This is a genomic window from Geothrix alkalitolerans (genome assembly GCF_022808885.1).
GTDB classification, from domain to species: Bacteria; Acidobacteriota; Holophagae; order Holophagales; family Holophagaceae; genus Geothrix; species Geothrix alkalitolerans.
In genome coordinates this window covers 124668-145381 of the sequence record NZ_JAKZLE010000003.1, presented here as the reverse complement: position 1 = coordinate 145381, position 20714 = coordinate 124668, and the positions used below count along the sequence as shown (strand labels likewise).

The following is a 20714-nucleotide window of genomic DNA, read 5'->3' as shown; positions in this document are numbered from 1 at the left end:
ATGCTCACCGCGAAGGTTCCTCGCGTGGTGCTGGTGACCCGGCCCACGGACTACCAAAACCTGCTGGCCCACCACGGGACTCGGGAGGCGGCGCGGTTCTTCCTGGAAAGCCGTGGCCAGCGCATCGAGGAAGCCGAGTCGCGTCACGCCCGGTTCGACCTCGCGCTACAGGCCGTCCTCTCGGCCGTTCCCCTGAAGTGGCGGCGAAGTCGCATCGACCGCTCGGACCTGGCCAGCTTCGTCTTCGAGCCAGAGGACCTGGTGCTGGCGCTGGGACAGGATGGTCTCGTGGCCAACGTCGCGAAGTATCTGGAAGGCCAGCTGGTCCTGGGTATCAATCCGGATCCGGAAGCATTCGAAGGTGTCCTGGTGCCCCACCCACCCGCGGCTGCGGCGGATCTGCTCCAGGATGCGGTGGCCGGTCGCGCCAAGGTCGAAGGGCGAACGATGGCCGAGGCGAGACTGGACGATGGCCAGCGCCTCGTGGCCCTGAACGAAGTCTTCATTGGCCACCGCACCCACCAGAGCGCCCGATACCGGATCCGCCTGGGGGAGCGCGAGGAGCGTCAATCCTCTTCGGGTCTCATCGTGGCCACGGGTACCGGAGCCACGGGATGGGCGCGGTCCATCGTGCAGCAGCGAAAGGAGGCTCCCGCGCTTCCGAAGCCGACGGATCACCGGCTGGCCTTCTTCGTCCGGGAGGCCTGGCCCAGTCGGGCCACTGGCACCTCGCTCAGTCAGGGGCTTGTGGATCAGCAGCACCCGCTGGAACTCACCTCCGAGATGAACGAGGACGGCGTGCTCTTCGGGGACGGAATCGAGCAGGACCACCTCGAGTTCGTCTGGGGCATGCGTGCCGTCGTCACTCTCGCCCCCGACTGCCTCAAACTGATTCGCTGAGAGGCTCCCATGCTCGACCTCGCAATTTGCATCGGTCGGTTCCAGCCCCCCCACAGGGCCCATCTGGACGCCATTCGTCTGGCCCTCTCCCGGGCGGACGGGGTGGTGGTGATGCTGGGATCCTCCCAACGTCCTCGAAGCCCCCGAAATCCCTGGACTCCTGGGGAACGCCAGGCCATGATCGCGGCCTGCCTGACCGCAGAGGAATGCGAACGCATCACTTTCGTGCCACTCCAGGATCGGCTCTACGACGATGATCTCTGGGCCGCCAGCCTTCGGCGTGAGGTCCTGGCCGTTGCCTCGGGCGCGACCCGCATCGCCCTGGTAGGGCACCGTAAGGACCACAGCTCCTATTACCTCGGACTCTTTCCAGATTGGACCTTCCTTGAAGTGGAACCCGTCCTGGGATTGCATGCCACCGAAGTTAGGAAGCGGCTATTCGACGGTGAGGATCCAGCCAGCCTTGACCTTCTCGAACCGGTCCAAGCCTGGCTGAGAACCTGGATGGGATCCCCCGAGGCTTCCGGCGTCATAGAGGAGCACCATTTCCTTCAGCGATATCGCGGGGCATGGAAGTCTGCTCCCTATCCGGTGACCTTCGTGACCGCAGATGCGCTCGTGCTCAAGTCCGGGCACGTGCTCCTGGTCGAACGCAAGCGGAACCCTGGGCAAGGGCTCTGGGCTCTGCCGGGCGGCTTCGTGGAAACAGACGAACCTATTCTCCAGGCGGCCCTGCGGGAGCTTGGGGAGGAGACCGCTCTTGAAGTGAGCCGTGAGGAGCTCTTGGCGTCTCTCGCGGAGCGGGAGGTCTTCGATCATCCAGATCGGTCTCAGCGGGGACGGATCATCACCCACCTCGCCTGCTTCCGCCTCAAGCCCGGCCCCCTGCCGGTGGTTCACCCCCACGACGATGCCGCCAAAGCCTTCTGGCTTCCCCTGTCGGAGGTTCACGCCCAAGGGGCGCGGTTCTTCGACGATCACCAGGACATCATCATCCACCTGACCCAGAAGGCCTGATCAGGTCCGGGTCACCGATCTCTGCTTCGGATGCTTCGTCCCCAAGGACGGAAAGGAACACCATGCTCACGCACACCGAAAACAACCTCATCCTCGACACGGACTCCTACAAGACCAGCCACTGGCTGCAGTTCCCCCCGAGCACCACGGGGATGTTCTCCTACCTCGAATCCAGGGGCGGTCGTGACACAGAGACGGTGTTCTTCGGGCTTCAGTACCTCCTCAAGCGTTACCTCACCCAGCGGATCACCCCGGACATGGTCCGGGAGGCCGATCACTTCCTCGCCCAGCACGGGGTTCCCTTCAACCGCGCCGGTTGGATGCGGATTGCCCACGAGCTGGGTGGCCGGCTGCCGGTCCGGATCCGGGCCGTTCCGGAAGGGACCGTCGTCCCCACCCACCAGGCACTGATGACCGTCGAGAGCACAGACGCGGAGTCCTTCTGGATCGTGTCCTGGCTCGAAACCCTCTTGATGCGGGTGTGGTATCCGACGACCGTCGCCACGAACTCCCACCACATCAAGAAGCTCATCCACCGTTACCTCGTGGAGACCGCGGATAACCCCGAGGCGGAACTGCCCTTCAAGCTCCACGACTTCGGCTCTCGCGGGGTCTCCAGCCAGGAATCGGCCGCCATCGGCGGCGCCGCCCACCTGGTGAACTTCCAGGGGTCAGACACCATCGTCGGGGTCCGGTGCGCGAACGACTACTACAACCACCCGATGAGCGGGTTCTCGATCCCTGCAGCCGAGCACAGCACGATCACGGCATGGGGGCGGGAGGGCGAGGCCCAGGCCTATGCGAACATGCTCGCGCGGTTCGCCAAGCCCGGGTCCGTCGTTGCTGTGGTCTCCGACTCCTACGATCTATGGAACGCCCTGGAGCTCATCTGGGGGGAGGAACTCCGGGAGCGTGTCATCGAGTCGGGCGCCACGGTCGTTCTGCGACCTGATTCCGGGCATCCCGCTACGGTGGTCCACCGTGCCCTGGAAGTCTTGGAATCGAAGTTCGGCGTGACCACGAACGCCAAGGGCTACAAGGTCCTGAACAATGTCCGGGTCATCCAGGGGGATGGTATCAACCGTGACTCGATCCTGGAGATACTGGAGGTGGCCAAACAGCACGGCTACAGCGCCACCAACATCGCCTTCGGCATGGGTGGCGGCCTTCTCCAGCAGCTGGACCGCGACACCCAGAAGTTCGCCTACAAGTGCAGCTCCGTGACGGTGGATGGTGTGGACCGGGATGTCTTCAAGGCTCCGAGTACTGATCCTGCCAAATCAAGCCGACGCGGAAAGCTCGACCTCATACAGAACGGTGATTACTTCCAGACGTTGCCATACACCAAGGAGCCCTATTCAAATTCGGCCCTGCACCTGGTCTATGAGAATGGTGAAATCCTTCATCAGTGGACGATGGACCAAGTGAGGGAACTCGCCTGGTAGCAAATGACAGGTGCCACCACGGGCGCCACTTCCTAAGCTGGAGATTCGCCGAAAATGCCTCGCTACCTTTATAAGCGCGCTGTCGACTTTCTCAAGGTTGCAGTTCTTTGATCGACTTTAGTCCTTTCTGGCAGCCCACTAGTCACAGCGAGATTAATGGCCTTCACGTACGAGCCCATTTCCCAAGGCCAAAACAAGATGCTAGGAAGTCGGTCACTAGTCATGTGGTGAAGCAACTTCGATGGTTGCGACAGCGAGATGAACTATCACACGACATGAACCGGTAGGGTGCATCGGTAGTAACCCGAGGGGCCCGACACGATTGGTTTCTCATCGAATGATCGTCCAGCAGCTGCCATGGCCAGATCGATTGCTTTTAGAGCCAATGTCTTTGCCTGTCGCGCTGGAGTATCACCATCCAGACGCGCTCCTGACAAGTCCTTTGCCAATGCATCTGTTGGTACACCCTCGGGGCATGCCCTCGCGAGGGCTTCCATCAACCTGAATGGGTGGCTACCTGCACGAAGACCAGTAATTTCAACTCCATCAATCCAGACCTTGCCGACCCGGGAATCAACCACAAGCCGAGAACCTTCGGGGGCCGTGAAAACAGCCGGAACCTTGTTCGTGAGCCCACAGGCAGCGATGACTGCTCTAGTTACGTCCTTCGATGAAGGGAGCGGTTCGCGGAGTGGAGCGGTGGGCATGCCGGCCTCCGCATCCACCGATACTGGAAGTAGCAGGACTGGGTGGGCCCCAGCTGTCTTCGCCCGGATCCGATCGCCAGTGCCGGCCTGTGGTCGGCGGAGAGCGTATATGAGTCGAAATTGTGTGTCGCCAACTTCAAGCACACCCAGATCAAGAAGCCCACTGTCGCCCCAGTCGATCGTGCTTCCCTTCAATCCAAGATGGGTCCGAAGATGTAAACGAAGCTCCACCGGTTTCATTTCAAATCCATCCAGATCCGTGGCACTAAGTGACCGAGAGGGGATTTCTGGGGTCTGACTAACGCCGTAGAACTCACCCTTCTCAATCGGGTGGGCTAGTAGCACTTTGCCTGCTCCGCCATGATCTGGAGCCTGTACAGAGCTGAGCCGAATCGGCACGAGCACTCCGCGGCGGATAAGCGTGTCTGTCTCGGCACCGAAGATCTCGCGCCAACTCTCAATGCGATGGCGCCAGGGGTAAAGGCACCACAAGTTGGCCTGCGCTGCACGTTCCTTCGAATTGCGGATATTGATAGCAGTGAGAAATTCATCGACGAGTTTCTCTTGGTGTTTGTTGCTCACCTCGATCCGACTTGGAACCCGAATATTAACGGTGACAGGGCGCGTGCTCCGGCCAACAACTTGAAGTTTCAACTTCGCCTGTAGGATATTCCCTTCTTCTAGGGGGAGGTTGAGTTCCTCAATGTTTCGGAAACAGTCGGATGAGCGGATGTGAAGGAAATCCCCATCACCTCGTTCCCATAGGCACTCAGTCATTCGGACGCGTCCAACGCCAGCAACTGCGTGAGCTTCGAGAGCCCCCCTTCCTAGCTGTTGAAGAATCTTGAGGCTGCAAACCGCCTCTCCACTGAAAAACATCGGATCGCCAAAGAGGGCCCTGGCAAGAGCCTTGCGGTAGTACTCCACCATGGAGGAGGCGCGCACGGAAATTCTGAGACGTCCTACAGACGCGTCATACCTGAGGGTGTCTGCGTGCACCGGTCGGTATGCAATCGTCGCCCTGGCCCCGTGCCCTGGCACGACAGCCAGGGGTTTCTTCATGTGGTGGCTACGAAGAACATGAAAGATGTAGGCCCCATCATCCTCAAAGGTTGTGACCTGCACGTGGTCGCCAAGGCCTTGCTCAATGCAATATCGCTTGGTCTCATCGAGTAAGGTGCCCCGACTTTCTGCCAAATGGCTGACTGGCTTGGCCTCCTTGCCCATGAATTCGTGGTACCGCCGACGGTCTGTGCCGTCTTGGATTTGGGCCTGTGCCCGTAGGAAGACCTCAGCGAGAGCAGCGTTTCCCTTTTGAGCCAAAAACAAAATGATGGGAAGCTCACGCTCACCAACATCCATTTGCAGTGCCTCCGGAAGCACTCTGCGGTCCTTCATCGCAATCTCGATGGCCTCTCTACCGGACTCAGTCCCTAGCTCGTTTAGAGCCTCCACCGCCTGTAGCAGGTCATCAGAAAGGTCATCACCCTGAAGGGCCGCGAGCACCTCTTCGTGGTTGAATGACTTCTTTTTGCTTTTGAGAGATTCAGGCCAGCCGACGACTAGGAATAGTTTTCGCCAGAGGTCGAGTGAGACCTCCTCCACCACTGAACCGTCGAGATATGCGAGGGGTAGTTGCATGTTGACCCTTTTGAACAATGCAAGGCGAAATCGCGATTCCTCGTCACCACTGTAATGAAGCGATGCGGATATTCTACATTTACAACCTTGTTATCGCATTGAGTTTGTAGCGTATCTGCAATTATTAGGAACAGATCGTGCAAGCACCAGATTCCGCTAGACGGTTCCTACGAACTGTTCCTGATTCGAAATCGAAGCTGAGACGCATCGGCGGATCGTCGGCCCCCGCGAACCGAGTTGCCACCCGCAGGAACTCAATAACGGCGGCCCCAGCGATCATCGTATTGAACGAGACCACGCTCGGCTGGGGTATGTCCGCGCCCTCAATGTAGCCCTCTGCAACCTCGCGCGCTCGGTCTTCCATGGTCATGGCTTCAATCCGCAATCGCTTTGGGTCAATGTGGCCCCAGCACCCCAAACAGGGTCGGCCTGGGCCTACAACTACCACTCGACCAGCACCGGCAACGATTTTGCCGTCTTGATCAACTCGAAAGGCGCTCCCCATGTCGATGACAGGAATTGCCCTCTCATAAGCGAGGCGGTTCAGTAAGGCACGAGGGGTGTGTCGATCGACACACGAAAGGATAATGTCGCAATCCTCGATCTCATCTGTCAGGACTTCGTACCCGAGTCGGCCCGTCAGCGCACGAACTTGGGTGCCGAGCCCAAGATTGCGTGCGTACCTGATCGCGATCTCGACCTTACTCGTGACGCCAACATCATTACTGGTCGTCCCGATGATGCGACTTACATTGGAGTCCTCGACTAAATCACCATCGATGACTGTGATCTTCCCAACACCTAAGTGGGCGAGTTGGGTGAATGCCAAGGACCCCGTTCCACCGAGGCCAATCACAGCCACATTCAAGTCACGCAGGACCGCTTGCCCATCCTTTCCCAGCGCTAGTTGCTGGCGGTCGAACCAGCTCCCATGAACTGGGTCATCGAATACCGCGGGTGTCACGTGGAGCGTCTGTCCGATGACGCGTATTCCGAGCGGTATTTTATGGCCTGATTCGGTCCAAACTCTTCCCGCCGATATTCCTGTTTCACCGGCAATTACGATCGAACCATGTGGGCCCGACATCTGTGAAAACAAGGACGGGATCAGACGAGAATCACCGGCATCATCCGCCAGAGAGAACCAAGGTTCTCTGGTTCCTGGGTGAGTATGCACAGTGAGGACGCTCAGGCCCTGATCACGCGCGCTTCTCACCAGACGGTTGATGGCTACAGGGTCAATTCGCAGCTGATCGATCTGGCGAATTTGGTAACCGTCTTCCGGAACTGGAATCAGGTGTCGAGCCAGAAGGACTCCTCCACCATGTAGTCTTTCAGCAAGGACAATACCCGCCGTTTCAACATCCCTCCGAGAACGAAGGGCGTTAATGAAGGGTGTCCACCTGGATTCTAGAACTCGAAGAATCATGATGGACCTCAATCCAGCCGAAGGAAGCGTGCCCGAACACAGCGCAAGTAGTCACCAAGATCGCTGACGCCTGGTTTCCACGCTCCATTCGCAAGGTGCCAGGAGAACCGCTGCCAGTCCTTTTCAAGAATCCGTTCGGAGGAAGTACTACGCGGGACAGTCCCGTTCGGCGTCTGCACTTCTGGGTGAACCCAGAACATGTCGGGAGCCGCATCTGGGTATGTGGGCGGCAGCTTCACAAGGAGCTGTACTTTGTCCGGTCGGAAACCTGAAGGGAGGGAGTAGTCAGCGATCACGAGAAATGACCACCCCTCCGGGCCTTCGTGAAGCGAGAACTCGTGGGCGGCGAGATGCTCCTCAACGACCTTTGAGTGCTGAAGCCCGTAGTCCGCGGCAGGCTGACTATGAAGGTGATCTCCGTTCTTGAGGGTCACCCTGACATCATTCCCAATGACGTCATCCCCTCCCTCTCGCTGCAGGAAGAGGACATCGCCATCGGGGATATTGGCGAGCTGCTTCAGTGACGCGCCGAGCTGCACTGGGTCGTCGAGCTCGAATTTCTTCTTGTTGATGAACACGTGGATCGAGTGCACCTGGTGCATTGGGTCTCTCCTATCTGAGGGGGCTTTGGGTGTGGGGGCGATTCCCCACTCGCCGCACCCTCAAGGTAGGAACGAACCAATGAGGAGTCTGTTACCGCGTTGTTAGCTTGTAGGAGGCTGGATGAGAACAAAGGGGGAGTTCCAGCTAATGGGCTGTGCGGACGGCCAAGGGGGGGGTAGTTGGGCCCACATGTCTGACCTCTCGCATCGTGGAGGTGGGCGGTAGCCCTCAAGAGGTCTGGCCAACTAGGGTCCTGGCACCCGTCTGTGGCACGTGGTCCCCACGCCATTGACTTGCCAAGCTAGGTCTCTATTTTCCTTCAGTAAGCCGCAAGGCTGACTTCTGCATCCGTTTTGGACATGCCCGACCGTCTTTTTTCCGCGGGAGATCGATTTTTTATGTGCTTGTGAATCCTCCATGTGCCGATAGAAAGGCTGATAGCATCTTGGGTTTACAGTTCCATTCGTTAGGGGGGGCACATGGCGGCAAGGTATCGGCTCACGGACAGGGAGCTTCCTGAAGTCAAGGTCCTTCTAGACGAATCAGAGGATTCAAGTCTCGTGCAGAATTTGATCTCTCGGCTTGAGATTGCGGCCGAGGTGAGCCAAGGACCTGGTGAGTCCGAATACCGCCCATCTTTGGTTCTCCGCTCTGCGGATCGTGTGGAGCACTTTGTTGGGTTCGGAAACATCAGTGCGGCGATAGCCATGCACTACTCCATAGAAGCTCTGACCTAATTTCGGCCCACCACCATGTTCACAATCGTCACCGGCATGCCTGGCTGTGGTGTTTCGTCTGCCCTGGATACTTTTATTCGTGGACATGACGATCGGGCATTCGTAAAGGTGGAACATCATCTGACGTTGATTGGGCAGGAGGAGGTAGAGGCCTATGTCGGGGGGGCTATCGATCGTGTGACCCTCCTGGATTTGCTTCAACTTCCCGAACCAACTCTTCGCAAGCTGTGGCCCAAGGCACTGCAATCGGCAATGACTGAAGTTCATACCCATCGCACGAATGGCAAGCGGCACATCGTTCTAAGCCTGCATGCTTGCTGGCGATTGGTTAGTTCTTCCTCCTTCATCTCACCTGTCAATCATCCAGCTCTTGCTGGGGTAGTCGCTGAATTCGAAGTAGATCGGGTTGTTAACCTACTCGATGACATATATGACATCGTGGCGAGCTTACGTGGCGATGATCGACTTTTCCAATTCGAACCAGGGTTGCGCGGCTCACACGTAGGAATCCGACAACTTTTCACTGTTGCCACCTGGCGTGAGTTTGAGTACCGCGCCTCTCAAGACATTGCAACAACTGTTGGAGGCAAGCCCTTCGTTCATCTCGCCGTGAAACACCCATTCCGGACTTTTGAGCGCCTCCTCACGAACCCGGATTGCAGACCTGTATACATTTCTCATCCGATTTCTGCACCGCGAAAGGCCGGAATGAGGGCAGATGATCCAGTTGTTCAGTCGGTCCAATCTTTGTCTGCGGAATTGCGCGAAGTTGACGCAATTGCCCTAATTGAACCGACAGCCATTGACGAATTTCGGTTCGCGAAAGACCCGACGGCTAATGGAAGCGCTGTGACTCCAAGGTGGCCCCCATTCCAAGACTCGTCCGGGAACCGGGAGATCCGTATCGCAGAGCCCGAACTGCTTGATCGATCCAATCCAGATAATGCCGCAGTTATTCTTGATGAACAGGTCTTCAAGACGCAGGTATTAGTGCACCTGCTACAGGATCGCATCGAGGACCAAATCAATTGGAGAGACCGACAACTCGTTACACAAAGTACCGGGGGTGTTGCTGTCTTTCGCCCATTTTCAAAGAAAGAGGGCGATGTATCAGGTGGTGTTTACGAGGAAGTCAAACTCTATAGGCAACTGCGTGCCTCAATTGAGGGACTACCAAAAGCTGTCGTCTATCACCCGCCGGAGGACGAAAGATGCCGACAGCGGGGCGCTCTCCGAGAGGTAATTCAGAGAAGCTGTCTTAATGAGGCACGAACGAAGCACCATACTCTAGAAATTCTCGACAGGATCATGCAAGCCATCGATGATGCGACCATCGACAGGCTTGTTCAGGGGACGGACGATCTATCAGTTGGGGAATCACTGGTCAGACTAATCAAGAGGCACGCGCCCGACTTCCCCATTCTCGATCAGGGGAGCAACATGACTGCTGCGCGAGTCACTGCAGATCGACAAAGATTCTTACGAAAAATTGGACACGAAAGCAAATTGGCACTTAGCGGGGCTGGGGATAGCCCGGAGTTCTCCACAACCGTCATTCTGGATTCTGCTCACGTAGAGCATATCCCCGCCGGCATCTCGCTCTCTGATATATCCCGAGCGATCATTGAGAGCCTGCGGAAATAATCATCCCGCTGAACCATGAGACTCACTGTCGAACGGGATGAATCCAATTGAGGCCATGAGCACAACTTCAGGCGATGCGTGATCGCTTTAGGAGGCGATGGATTTCGCAACGCAAACAAAAAAGTGCCCAGGGGAAAGTGACGCTAGGCTTCCATCAATGAAATGCCGAGCGAGTAATTATCAACCTCTTGTTTGTGATCCCTGCTGTGCTAAAACCAATTCGACAAATGCTGCGCCCTTGTGGTTTTCAATTATCTTCAGTGCCGGCGTCGATGTGAGAGTGTGAACACATGCATGGTGCACGGTTAGAACCGCGTCCTGAAGCGCATCATCCTTTTCCATGGACTCGATGACAAGGCCGATGGATTCCGCCTTGGCCTTGCTGATGTGTCTTGCGTGACTCTTTGTGGTTGCGTGATCACCAAGTTCCTTTACGACCTTTCTAGCTTTCCGGGCAGCGGTGGTGGTTGCCAAATCGCCAAACATGCGATTCCTTAGCCATTCCTTCACCATCTCCTGACTCATGTGGGTGGCTTTCTTACACTCTCCGATGAGGCTAGGTGAATACTGAGCGATGATCGGCTGCCACAATGGAATCCGGCTGGGGTCCTGCTTAATCTCCTTTGCGGCTTGTTCAAATTCTTCGATGATCCCGTGTGCTGGAGTGCCTCCGATCTGCGGATCAATTGGGCCTAGATTCGATTGATCACCCATCATGATTCGGTCTGCGGAACAGGCGATCATGGTCCCGGCTGACATTGCAATTTGGGGGACTATTACCCGAATATCATCGAACTTGGCATGAAGATAATCCACGAGGGACTCGGTGGCGGCGAGGTCTCCTCCCGGCGTGTGTAATAAGAGATCCAGTCCAACTGATCTGTCGAGTTTGTGGATAACCGCCATGAACCCGTTCTTGTCTCCGTCATGGATTGAGAATTCACGACCATGGCTGCGTTGGAGGTCCATTTTCTGGAGCCATCCAGAGTAGTAAACGATGACATTGCGTCCTGTCTTCTTATGAAGGGCTTCCAAAGCGTCTCGGCGAACCTGATCGAATGCGGACTGCTTTTGATAATGCCCTTGCTGCATTAATTTCTGAATCTTGGTATTCAGATCGTGCCAGTTCCCCATCACCCTTCCTCTGGTATGCAGGAGGTGGCATCCGAGTACCTGAAGCGAGAGATCACATGACCTGTCTTCGGGTCCTGCATAAGGGGTGTAGAGGGAGGGGTGGGGACCTTGTATGGCGGCATGTAGAAAGGCACCTTCGACAATTCATCGAAGATTGCTTTCACCTGCTCAACATCAAATGAACTACCGGCTTTCCTCGCGGCCATCGTTCCTCCCCCGGTTCAATTTAGATGCTTAATGGGAGGAAAGTATCACATCTTTGCGATGTGAAGCCCCAGAATATGGGTCACCCGCTGATGGCTTGAGCACTCCGTTATGCCCATGCGTTTCATTTTTGTGCGCCTGTCTCAGAGACGGATTGTTAAATATCAAATAATTATGACGTTAGACGTCTGGTAGAAGTGGGAGTCGGGGAGCCTGCCGGGCTCAGTCAGAGAAGAGAACAAGCTGGGTGAAACCCTCAAGGTGGCCAATGCGTGGAGAATCGGGACGATTCACCAGAGGCTAGGTCGACTTTGTGACGGGTCAGCTGCACTGATTGGTTTCCTGGGGATCACCTTCCATCCGCATGTAGATCAGGGTTCCCGGACTTGATATCGCAATCTGCGACATCAAGTCGTGTTCATATCCGCGTCAACTAGATCTCTCTCCGTTGTACGCGTCATCCCGAGACTGGCTTTGGCCGTTTCACAAATCTTCTTGCAAGCCGCCCGCTCTTTGAAGAGAAACGACCTCGGTATTCCGACGAGGCGGTCTTCCAGTCTTGCGATGGTAGGGATGGCACCCTCGCAGACCATCTGGCTCACAAGCTCTTCCACTACCAGGAGCCGCTCTTTTCTTTGCCGGTCAGTTTCACGCTTAACCCACTGAGCATGGCGCTCAGCGACTTGGTGGCAATAGTCCGGGTGGAGCCTTCGGAGTTCCCTGGCTGATGTCCCAAGCATTCCGGCTGCCTGAGCTGCTGACGGCGGTACTGCAGAACTCAGAATCTCGTGACGTTTTGCTTCGGTGTCCCAGCTGAGCGACCTGTCCCGATATGGAGTGTAGCTGACGCGTCGAGGCGCGCCACCTTCGAGGGCTCCGTACGCCCTGATCCCTCCCCTTCCAACCAGGGCATCGGAGAGTTGGGCGCCGTAGGTATTCGCCAACATGAATGCTTGCGGAAGGCTTGGAAGGTGTCGCCCGTTCTTCCAACCGCTGATGTCGGCTTTACTCGCTCCGGTCCTTCGCACAGCCCGATTTCCATACCCGCCATCGACGGACTGAATCGCATCCGTGAGAAAGTCCGCAATGGTTCGGCCTACCTCGTGCGGCCCGTCCTGGAAGAGCGGACCCGCCAAAACCTCCCCAACGGCCCTGGCAAACCTCACTTCAGAGTCAGTCGCGGCGGCTATGCAATCGTCGACCGCGAGAGACAAACGAAGTCCACATGACCAGCATAGATGGGGGAGTGGCTTAATCCTCAGGGGGGGGATGGCCTCCCCTGGTCCGCAGCCATGGCCCGAAACCAAGAGAACCTCATGCTTCGGGCAGGCCTTCACGCACCCGATCTCCCAGAGGAGCTGCCCGTAGGGCTGATCCCTAGCCTCGGACTCAACAATGCAGTGGGGACACCAGCGCCGCACCTCACTGGCACTCCCATGCATACCAATGAGGCCGTGCAAGGGGAGGAGGCTCAATCGTCGTAAGCTGGTCACACCCGTGAGATCGCTCAGGATCCTGCACCATTGCTCCGGTACCTCGCCCATCCCGCTAAAGAATGACGACCTCCAGTACCTGTCTGTTTGAACCTCGCCGACACGATTGTTGAAGCCCAGCCTTGGTAGTACGAACTCTCTGGCGATTACCTTGGGGGACACGTCGTGATGGTCGGCCAGGCGCTGGAAGTAGCTGGATAGGCTCTCGACGTGCATGGTCCCAAGTCCGATAGGTTCCAGAGGAACCAGGACGCTCCGATCAGGAACTGTCTGAATTGGCCCTACCTTTACAACCTCCATAGTGCAAACTCCCGAACGGGCCAATTCATGGCTCGCCAGCCACCAATAGCTCGATGTCCCTAGACTGTTCCGCGGATGCTTTGAACGATCCGCTCCCAAAGGCACGTGTCCGCATCAGCTTCTCGCCTTCCAAGGTTTCTTGCAGAATCGCCTTCAGTTGCATGGGCGACAAGATCGCTTTCTCTAGGTGAGATTCCGTCAGCTTCCCTCCGTCTCTCAGGGCAAGTGCCAGAGCTCGGGAGAGTGTGTCCTTGAGGATTCCGACGCATCCGACGCATGCTTGCATGAGGTCATCGGCATACTGAGATAGGTCCACTTCGCCTTCGAGAGGGAGATAGCCCGAGAGCTTCGCGAGAACTTTCCGGAAGGCATGAACATCCCGGTCCTCATCGCCGAAGTAACGGGGAAAATGCACAATCGTGGTCCGGCGCGCCACTTGTGCACTCAGGTTCACCAACCCGACCAGGTCGTAAGACCCCACCAGAATCATGTTCACGCCGCAAATGTTGGCCAGCGACTTGATGGCATCCATGTGGTTTTCAAGCGTGCTCCCCTGGATATTGCGCAGAAGATGAACCGCCTCATCCACCACCACGATCGAGGTCTTCCTATAAACCAAGGCCTTCTCGATGGAGGTGCGGAGCGCTGCGACCGTCGCCGAGTTTGAAGCCGGGCGCACGGTGACTCGGCCGTCTTTGGTCACTGTCTCCTGCTTTTTGCTCATGAGAGGCTCTTGGAGTGATTCGCCAAGGCGTTGGTAAAAGATCCTCCAGGAAAAGGCTCGCTCACCCGATGCCGGCGCCTCTGCCACGGCGATGGGGATCAACGCACGATCCTCCTTCATACGTGCCTGGTTCTCCTTGAGGACATGCTCACGGAGCACGTTAACAACCGTGGACTTCCCCACGCCAGTTGGACCGACCAGGAGCGTGATGTCTGAGCCAGCCCCAGGCCTGGCCATCAGCTTGAGGTCCGAAATCGCATGGCTGACTTTTTGGTGATTCAGTCGCACGGCATGGAAATAGGCTAGCCGATCTTCCTCAGACAAGCGGAGAACCTGCTCCTTGTTGAGAGACTCGATGTCCTGGTTAGAGAAGTGAGTAGTCATCGAACTCTTCCTCAGGTGGGGCAGCAGGCCTACGTTTTGTGACGTTCTCGCTGGCTTTGGTTGTAGCGACCGGCCTAGGTTTTAATGCCTTAAAGGGCACAACCGCGACCGGCTCAGGTTCTGGCTTGGGCGGCGGGAGCGTTGGTACGGCTTTGGTCATTCCCAATGCGCCGTATAAGGCCTTGCTTTCCTCCTGCCGGTCTGAGAGTTCAGGGTTGAAATTCTTCGGGTCAAGGATGCTGACCCACTCGCTCAGACGGTGAGGGGTCAAAGAGCCAACCCGGCTGCCGGATCGCTTGGCAATCTCCTCGAAGAGGTAGCGGCGCTCGACCTCCGTGTATTTGCTGAGCATGGGTTGGATCTTGGACACGCAGATCACCCATTGCCCCTTGGCAAGGACGTAGGCGGTACCTGGGTCCCATGGATCCATGCGTACCGCCACCTCTTTGTTCTTCAGGTCAGGCCTCCGGAATATGTCATTCCAGAAATAGAGGCTCCGGATCTTGATCCCTCGTTGGTGATCGACAACTCGGGTGGGGCGGTCATAAGGCGGCGGGCAGGTTTCGATCCGGAACAAATCGTCGAACCGAACCAGGCGATGTTGCCGTTCTCCTGTCTCTTCCAACCTCCGCCTGAGGTACTCCTCAGGCGTCATGCCGTGGGCCGGATGTTCCGTGGTGCCGTAAAGCGAGAAGAAGAACTTTTCAAACGCACCATGGATCTGGGAGAGGTTCCAGGCCGCAAAGTTTTCTGGGAGCACCGCCTTCGTTAGCGAACGCGGGTTCTTCATCAGCTGGGTATTGCCCTCGAGCGAGTGAATGAACTGCGTGTTGGTCGTCCCAAAGATCCGCTCCATGACGGATCCGTACCTGGGCTTCCCACCAGGCCGGTACCTGATGCTGCATCCGTACAGCTCACACAACCTGGTAAGGGCCCTCGAATGGAACTCCTTCCCATTGTCCAACACGAGCATCGCTGGCATCTGTCCATGGCGCCTCACGATGTCGCGGATGACCATCATGCAGGAGCGGTACGAAGGCGCCTCGAAGGTGACGTAGAAGCCGAGGATTGCCCGCGACTCGGCGTCAATGGCGAGCGAGAGCCAGGGCTTCCCGAGGTTCTTTCGCGACTCGGATCCCACCAGCTGTAGGTCCAATTGAGTGTGGTCAAGATGGACATATTGGAACGGACGCACGCCGTGCACGGGCTCCGTGAGCTGCAAGTACCATACGATGGGCTCGTTCTGATACGCCAGGCGCTTGCCCATTCGGGCCTTATCGGACTTAAGCCGTTCAAGCTCCTTGTTGAACGTGTTCATAGAGCACGGAGTCTGGTTTTCGCGTTCACACGCCAGCACGAAGAACTTATACGCCGTGGTCTTATTCATATTCCTGGCGTTGTTGTAGTGATCGCGTGCCACCTCGGCCACGAGTTCAATCATTCGGTCAGAGAGTCTCCGGTCACGATATCCACGCTCTCCGACCCGCGATGCGAGCGCGATCCGTTGATCCACCGGGTGCTCGCCTGCTTTTCGGACCATGGCCCGGTAACGACGGAGGGTGCGTTCCGACACGCCAACCGGAACAATGCCCTGGTCAGCCTGATCGAGGATCGCCTGTCTCTTCAAAATCTCCTCCACTCGAGCTGGAGTGAGCTGTTCGAATGAAGCCAGCGTCTTGTAAGGGACAGCGTTGACTGAATGGACCGTCAGGATCCCGCGCTGGTGCTTGTCCACCAGTGCGGATACGTCATGGTCAAAGGTTGTGTCCTGACTCTGCAAGGTGGCGGTTTTAGCGCCTACCCTGACGACGGTGTAGGTCACTCCGTCGTAGTCCACCTGGCAGCCGGAATCAATTGAGACGTCCCTTCGGTCAGCTGGATGTTCATCAATCACCTCTACATCGATGATCGTGAGGCCCAGCTCCAGGGCCTTCGGGTCTCGATAAACCATGGCACGGTGCGTATCGGACAAGAGATCTCCCATCAGATCGAAGCTCAGGGCCCCATCTGCGATGGCTTTATAAATCTCATCCGACGTATAGAGGATCTCTTCGCCGAGGTTTGAACTTGCTGCTTTCCCCCTCTCGATAAGGTGAAGTAGCGGGATGGCGGCTTGGTCCTGAAATTGAGCGAGGATCGCCGCCAGCTTTTTGTCGTCTACGCTAGGCCACCTCGTGTCGAGGTAGTCAGATAGGAACGTCAAATTCTGGATGTAGGTTCGGGGATGCTCATCCGCTGTGCGAATGCGATAGCTGATGCCCAGATCTCGGAATTTCTCTTCAACTGCCGGGTACCGCCATTCCCCGCTTTCCTTGAAGATCCGCTCCGGGCTCTTCTTCTGCAGTTCTTGAAGCTTCCTCTCCTCCTTCCATTCCTCGATCCAAAAGCCATCCTTCCGGATCACGAGCATGTCTGGGGTGTGCTGGACCCTGAAAGGCTTCTTGGCACTAGGCGCTTGCCACTTCAAATCGAGCTTCACGGGCTGGGCGTAGTACTCCAGGACCTTGTCGTCATGCTCGTACATGACTACGGCCGGGTACTCCACCGTCCGACTCTCGGTGTCGATGAAGCAGCCCATCTTTCGACTCGCGAAGCGGGTGATGACGTTGTTGCTATTGGAGCGGACCTTTCGTACCGGTGCGTTCCGGCGAGCTTCTTCAATGAGAGCTCTGCCGGCTGGAGGCGTCCCAAGAGTTTCGAAAAGATGTCGAAGTTCAAGGAGGCTAAGCATGATGTAACCCCCTACACAGCAATGCTTGAAGGTCGAGAACCCGGTAAAGCTGTAACCGACCGTCCATCGCTGCAGATCCCTCACAAATCACGAATTGGATTGATGTGAGCTGAATTTTACCAACATCCTCTCTGTCGGGAGAAGGAATCTCCTCTCCCTCCAAAGTGCCGGGATCTGCCCAAAGGAGTCGGCCTACCATTCGCGCCTGATAGGAATGGACCTCCTGGCCTTCGGAGGGTCACCTGGATCGTTCGAGTTCTGGAAGCTTCAGCGCCGGATGCCCCAATGGCGGCGAAGCCGGGTTTATGAACCATAAAATGGCCACTCGTGTTTTGAACCATTACCTGTCCGTTCGGCCAAGTTATGGTTCAAAACACAATGAGGCCCCGAATGGGGCCTCATTTTGTGGTGGAGGTGGTGGGACTCGAACCCACGTCCAAGACATGCCGGATGGCGGCTCTTCCACAGGCTTGGTCCGCTCTTGGAACCTCCCGGCGGGGAACGGACGAGCCGCTCGGGACGTGTGCCCCCTGGTCTCGGCCGCCGTCAGGGGGCGTCGCGGCGGCCCATCTGGTGCCGCTGTCCGGCAGGCCGAAGCCACCCTTTCAGAGGTTTAACGAGCCCGGTACCCAGAGATCCCGGGGACTCGCTCGGAACCTAGGTTGCCCTAGGCAGCGAGAGCCAGTTCGAAGTTATCGTTGGCAGTTTGTTTTGGGCGGCTTGATGAGGGGGCCAGCCGTCCAACCCCCGCCTGCACCAGGCACCCGGATCACGACCTGTCGAAACCGGTCACCCCCGTGTGTTCTGATTGCTTCAACTCGGATGCGACTGCTCCCAGCATGATTCCCTCCCTGTGGGGCCCCGCTTCGCGAAGCCCACCGGGCTTTGCTGCGCGACCCACATGGTCGGGACCTGTCGAAACCGGTCACCCCCGTGTGTGGTGATCACCTCCCGAGGAAGGGCTGTGCCGTCGTCTCGTTCCCCCTCAAGGGTGCGAATCGGGCGGATCCTGAGTATGGGGGCGGGAGAGCGCCTGCACAAGGCTCCGCTTCAGTGTCCCTGCTTCCGCCGGGCGGTGACGGTCTCGCCGCCGACGCCCCAGTTGTCCGTTTCCACCTCGTCGATGACGACGACGGTGGTCTGGGGATTCTTGCCCAGCACGTCCACGAGGAGCTGGGTGGCGCCCTGGATGAGCCGGGCCTTCTGGTCGGCGGTGGCGCCTTCGCGGGTGATGCGGATGTTCACGTAGGGCATGGCGGCCTCCTGGACGTCTCCAAGATAGGCGCCTCAGCGGGGGAGGAGGGCGGCCCGCTGCAGCACGGCCCGGCTGTCCCCGTCGGCGAAGCGCCAGGGCCGGGCCCGGTCCTCGGGGGTGGCGAAGGCGATGCCCAGGCGCGGGCCCGCGAGGATGGCCGCAGGGGCCGGGCCGGGCCGCAGCTCCAGGCCGCCCGGGGCCAGGAGGTCGTGGCCGTCGAAGGCGCGGTCGAGGCCCAGGGCCTGGGCCACCTTGCCGGGCCCCGCGCAGAGCTGGGGCGAGGCCTTGGCCGTCCGACGCCGCGCCAGCACGGTCCCGAGCCCGGAGACCACCTCCGCCCCGCGGATGAGCACGGCGGAAGCCTCGCCTTCGGGGCCCGTCACCACGTTCAGCATCCAGTGCATGCCGTAGCAGAAGTAGAGGTAGGCCCGACCCGGTGGCCCCCACATGGGCGCGTTGCGGGGCGTGCGCCCGTGGCGGGCGTGGCTGGCGCTGTCCCCGGGCCCGCCATAGGCCTCCACTTCCGTGATGCGCAGGACGACGCCTTCACGGGCGAGGTGCGCGCCCAGGAGGCCGGGCGCCGCGTCCTGGACAGGGCCGGCGAGGTTCATCGCCCCATCAGGCCGCGGCCCCTGAGGAAGGCCTCCAGGTCTGCGGCGGCTGGGGCCTCCAGGGCCCGCTCGGGCACAAGCACGGCCTGGGAGGGGCCAACCCGGAAGATCCAGAATCCGCTGCGGCGGACGACCCGGGTGAAGGCGCCCCAGGGCAGGCCGCCCTCGGTGGCCGCCGTGCTCAGGGAGAGGCCTTCGTCGTCCAGGCGCACCTCCATGGGCGGGTAGGGCTGGCTGCCGCGGCGCCGGCGTCCCCAGCGGAGCACCGCCTCCGGAAGGGCGATCAGGAGCAGGCCGTTGAAGGCCAGGAAGAGGCCTGGGCCCGGCTGTCCGGGCGCGAGCCCGATCCGGCCGAGGCCCCCCATCAGCAGCAGGGCGCCGCACAGGACCGACAGGGCGTACCAGAGGCGCTTGAAGGCGCGGGTGCCCCGCAGGGCCTCATCGGGCGTCAGGGTGTAGGTGGCCGTGATCTGCATGGGCGCCCCGGAAGGCTCGGGGCGCTGCGCGGCCCGAGCAGAAAAAGGATTCCACGAGAAAGGGCCCGCAAGCGGGCCCTTTCTCCCTTAGTCGAACCGCGAAGTGATTCGAGGCTGCGGGCGTGGCGACCCACGCCGGCATGATTCTGATCCGTGCGGGGCCCCGCTTCGTGAAGCCCCCCGGGCTTCACTGCGCGACCCGCATCGAATCAGACTTCATCGAAGAAGTACGGCTTCAGCACCTGGATGCGCTCCTCGAAGTCGTCCGGGTGGATGAAGTGCAGGGCGGCGGCCACGCTGGACAGCAGGCTGTTGCCGTCCTGGGGCGTGAAGCAGAAGCCCACCACGCGGGTCTCGCTGGGCATGGTGAGGGTGCTGAGGGGGATCACGGTCTGGTTGAGGATGCGGCCGTAGTGGCCCTGGTCGCGGCCGAAGGAGAACACGGTGTTGGCGTCCTTCTTCTCGGTGATGGCGATGCGGTCGTTGGCCTTGATGCGGGCCTTGAGGCTCTCCAGCGTGGTGGGGCGCTTGAGGCGCAGGTCGAACCAGAGGCTGTGCATGTACTGGGTGGAGAGCTTGATGGCGCTGCTGAAGAGGTTCAGCTCGAGGCCCTTGGTCTGGAACAGGTGGTAGGCGTCGCGGGCGTGGTGCGTGCCGAACTTGCCGTCCTTGTGGGTGCCCACCTGGGGCGCGGGGCAGAAGTCCTTCACCTGGCTGATGTCGTTGGCGCGGCGCATGCAGACGAAGCTGCCTTCCAGCAGGTTGTCATCGCCCTCGGCCAGGGCCAGGGTGTCGATGATGCAGGAGAGGTTGTGGGTGTTGCAGCTCACGACCTGCACGTACTGGCCGCTCTGCTTGAGCACCTCGTCGTTGATGCCGCGGGCGTACATGGTGCCGAAGCCGAACTCGCTGCCCTGGGCGATGAAGCCCTTGGTGTTGTGCTCGTAGTGCGTGTAGAACTTCTCCTTCATGTCCAGGCCCTTGGGGCTGCAGTCGATGACGACCGTGGCCTCGTTCAGGGCCTGGTCGTGGAACATGGCGGGCTCGATGCCCCAGGCCTTGAAGCCCTCCGCCTTGTCGGGGTCCACCACCAGCTTCGCGCCGCGGCGGAGCAGGGCCTTCACCTTGGGCCGGTCGCTGACGCTGTTCTTGTGGAACGTCACGTCATCGATGCCCAGCTCCTTCTTGTACTCGGTCAGCAGGCCGATCAGCGGCTCGCCGATGGTGCCCGTGCCGACCACGTGCACGATGTTCTTCTTGGACATGGGTCCTCCCTGGC

General features: G+C 58.8%; 15 protein-coding genes, 1 other RNA gene and 1 pseudogene. 5 read left to right on the top strand and 12 right to left on the bottom strand.

All coding sequences use genetic code 11. From position 1 onward, the window contains the following. The 4 genes and pseudogenes from MLJ35_RS08370 to MLJ35_RS08360 all read left to right on the top strand — a co-directional run bounded on the left by MLJ35_RS08370 (position 1) and on the right by MLJ35_RS08360 (position 3362). Entirely contained in the window at positions 1-900 is a 900-nt protein-coding gene (locus MLJ35_RS08370) for a diacylglycerol kinase catalytic domain-containing protein (RefSeq protein WP_243383947.1), read from the top strand. A 9-nt stretch (positions 901-909) separates the two neighbouring features. Continuing rightward, positions 910-1110, top strand: a pseudogene (locus MLJ35_RS16220) (adenylyltransferase/cytidyltransferase family protein); the annotation flags it as partial. 390 nt (positions 1111-1500) lie between these two features. Beyond that, the gene (locus MLJ35_RS08365; RefSeq protein WP_243383946.1) at positions 1501-1917 is read left to right on the top strand and encodes an NUDIX domain-containing protein; all 417 of its coding nucleotides are present in this window, start codon (positions 1501-1503) and stop codon (positions 1915-1917) included. Between the two features lie 62 nt (positions 1918-1979). After that, positions 1980-3362 (top strand): nicotinate phosphoribosyltransferase, encoded by a 1383-nt coding sequence (locus MLJ35_RS08360; protein WP_243383945.1) that lies wholly within the window; start codon positions 1980-1982, stop codon positions 3360-3362. A 266-nt stretch (positions 3363-3628) separates the two neighbouring features. Here MLJ35_RS08360 and MLJ35_RS08355 read toward each other — a convergent pair whose 3' ends face one another. From MLJ35_RS08355 to MLJ35_RS08345, 3 genes are all read right to left on the bottom strand, one after another. Next, positions 3629-5710 carry a hypothetical protein gene (locus MLJ35_RS08355; RefSeq protein WP_243383944.1) on the bottom strand — a complete coding sequence of 694 codons (2082 nt, stop codon included), beginning with the start codon at positions 5708-5710 and terminating at the stop codon, positions 3629-3631. A gap of 124 nt (positions 5711-5834) precedes the next feature. After that, positions 5835-7139, bottom strand: a complete 1305-nt coding sequence (locus MLJ35_RS08350) for a ThiF family adenylyltransferase (protein ID WP_243383943.1) — start codon at positions 7137-7139, stop codon at positions 5835-5837. A gap of 8 nt (positions 7140-7147) precedes the next feature. Continuing rightward, positions 7148-7741 carry a multiubiquitin domain-containing protein gene (locus tag MLJ35_RS08345; protein ID WP_243383942.1) on the bottom strand — a complete coding sequence of 198 codons (594 nt, stop codon included), beginning with the start codon at positions 7739-7741 and terminating at the stop codon, positions 7148-7150. Between the two features lie 753 nt (positions 7742-8494). Between MLJ35_RS08345 and MLJ35_RS08340 the strand changes: the two genes are divergently transcribed. Beyond that, positions 8495-10123 carry a hypothetical protein gene (locus MLJ35_RS08340; RefSeq protein ID WP_243383941.1) on the top strand — a complete coding sequence of 543 codons (1629 nt, stop codon included), beginning with the start codon at positions 8495-8497 and terminating at the stop codon, positions 10121-10123. 180 nt (positions 10124-10303) lie between these two features. On the opposite strand, the gene MLJ35_RS08335 is transcribed toward MLJ35_RS08340, so the two are convergent. The 9 genes from MLJ35_RS08335 to MLJ35_RS08300 all read right to left on the bottom strand — a co-directional run bounded on the left by MLJ35_RS08335 (position 10304) and on the right by MLJ35_RS08300 (position 20700). Then, entirely contained in the window at positions 10304-11257 is a 954-nt protein-coding gene (locus tag MLJ35_RS08335) for an SDH family Clp fold serine proteinase (RefSeq protein ID WP_243383940.1), read from the bottom strand. 611 nt (positions 11258-11868) lie between these two features. Then, complete coding sequence (locus MLJ35_RS16215) at positions 11869-13254, bottom strand: TniQ family protein (protein WP_420843029.1); 1386 nt, start codon at positions 13252-13254, stop codon at positions 11869-11871. Between the two features lie 25 nt (positions 13255-13279). Beyond that, entirely contained in the window at positions 13280-14362 is a 1083-nt protein-coding gene (locus MLJ35_RS08330) for a TniB family NTP-binding protein (protein WP_243383939.1), read from the bottom strand. After that, entirely contained in the window at positions 14343-17093 is a 2751-nt protein-coding gene (locus MLJ35_RS08325) for a DDE-type integrase/transposase/recombinase (RefSeq protein ID WP_243383938.1), read from the bottom strand. Before MLJ35_RS08325 ends, MLJ35_RS08330 begins: the two co-directional genes overlap by 20 nt. 406 nt (positions 17094-17499) lie before the next feature. After that, positions 17500-17890: a transfer-messenger RNA gene (ssrA, locus tag MLJ35_RS08320) on the bottom strand. A gap of 253 nt (positions 17891-18143) precedes the next feature. Next, positions 18144-18347 carry a tautomerase family protein gene (locus MLJ35_RS08315; RefSeq protein ID WP_243383937.1) on the bottom strand — a complete coding sequence of 68 codons (204 nt, stop codon included), beginning with the start codon at positions 18345-18347 and terminating at the stop codon, positions 18144-18146. A gap of 33 nt (positions 18348-18380) precedes the next feature. Beyond that, on the bottom strand, positions 18381-18959 hold the full coding sequence (locus MLJ35_RS08310) for a DNA-3-methyladenine glycosylase (protein WP_243383936.1): 579 nt from the start codon (positions 18957-18959) through the stop codon (positions 18381-18383). Beyond that, complete coding sequence (locus MLJ35_RS08305; RefSeq protein WP_243383935.1) at positions 18956-19435, bottom strand: YcxB family protein; 480 nt, start codon at positions 19433-19435, stop codon at positions 18956-18958. Before MLJ35_RS08305 ends, MLJ35_RS08310 begins: the two co-directional genes overlap by 4 nt. A 209-nt stretch (positions 19436-19644) precedes the next feature. Continuing rightward, positions 19645-20700, bottom strand: coding sequence for a hypothetical protein (locus MLJ35_RS08300; RefSeq protein WP_243383934.1), 1056 nt, complete (start codon positions 20698-20700; stop codon positions 19645-19647). Positions 20701-20714 lie beyond the last annotated feature (14 nt).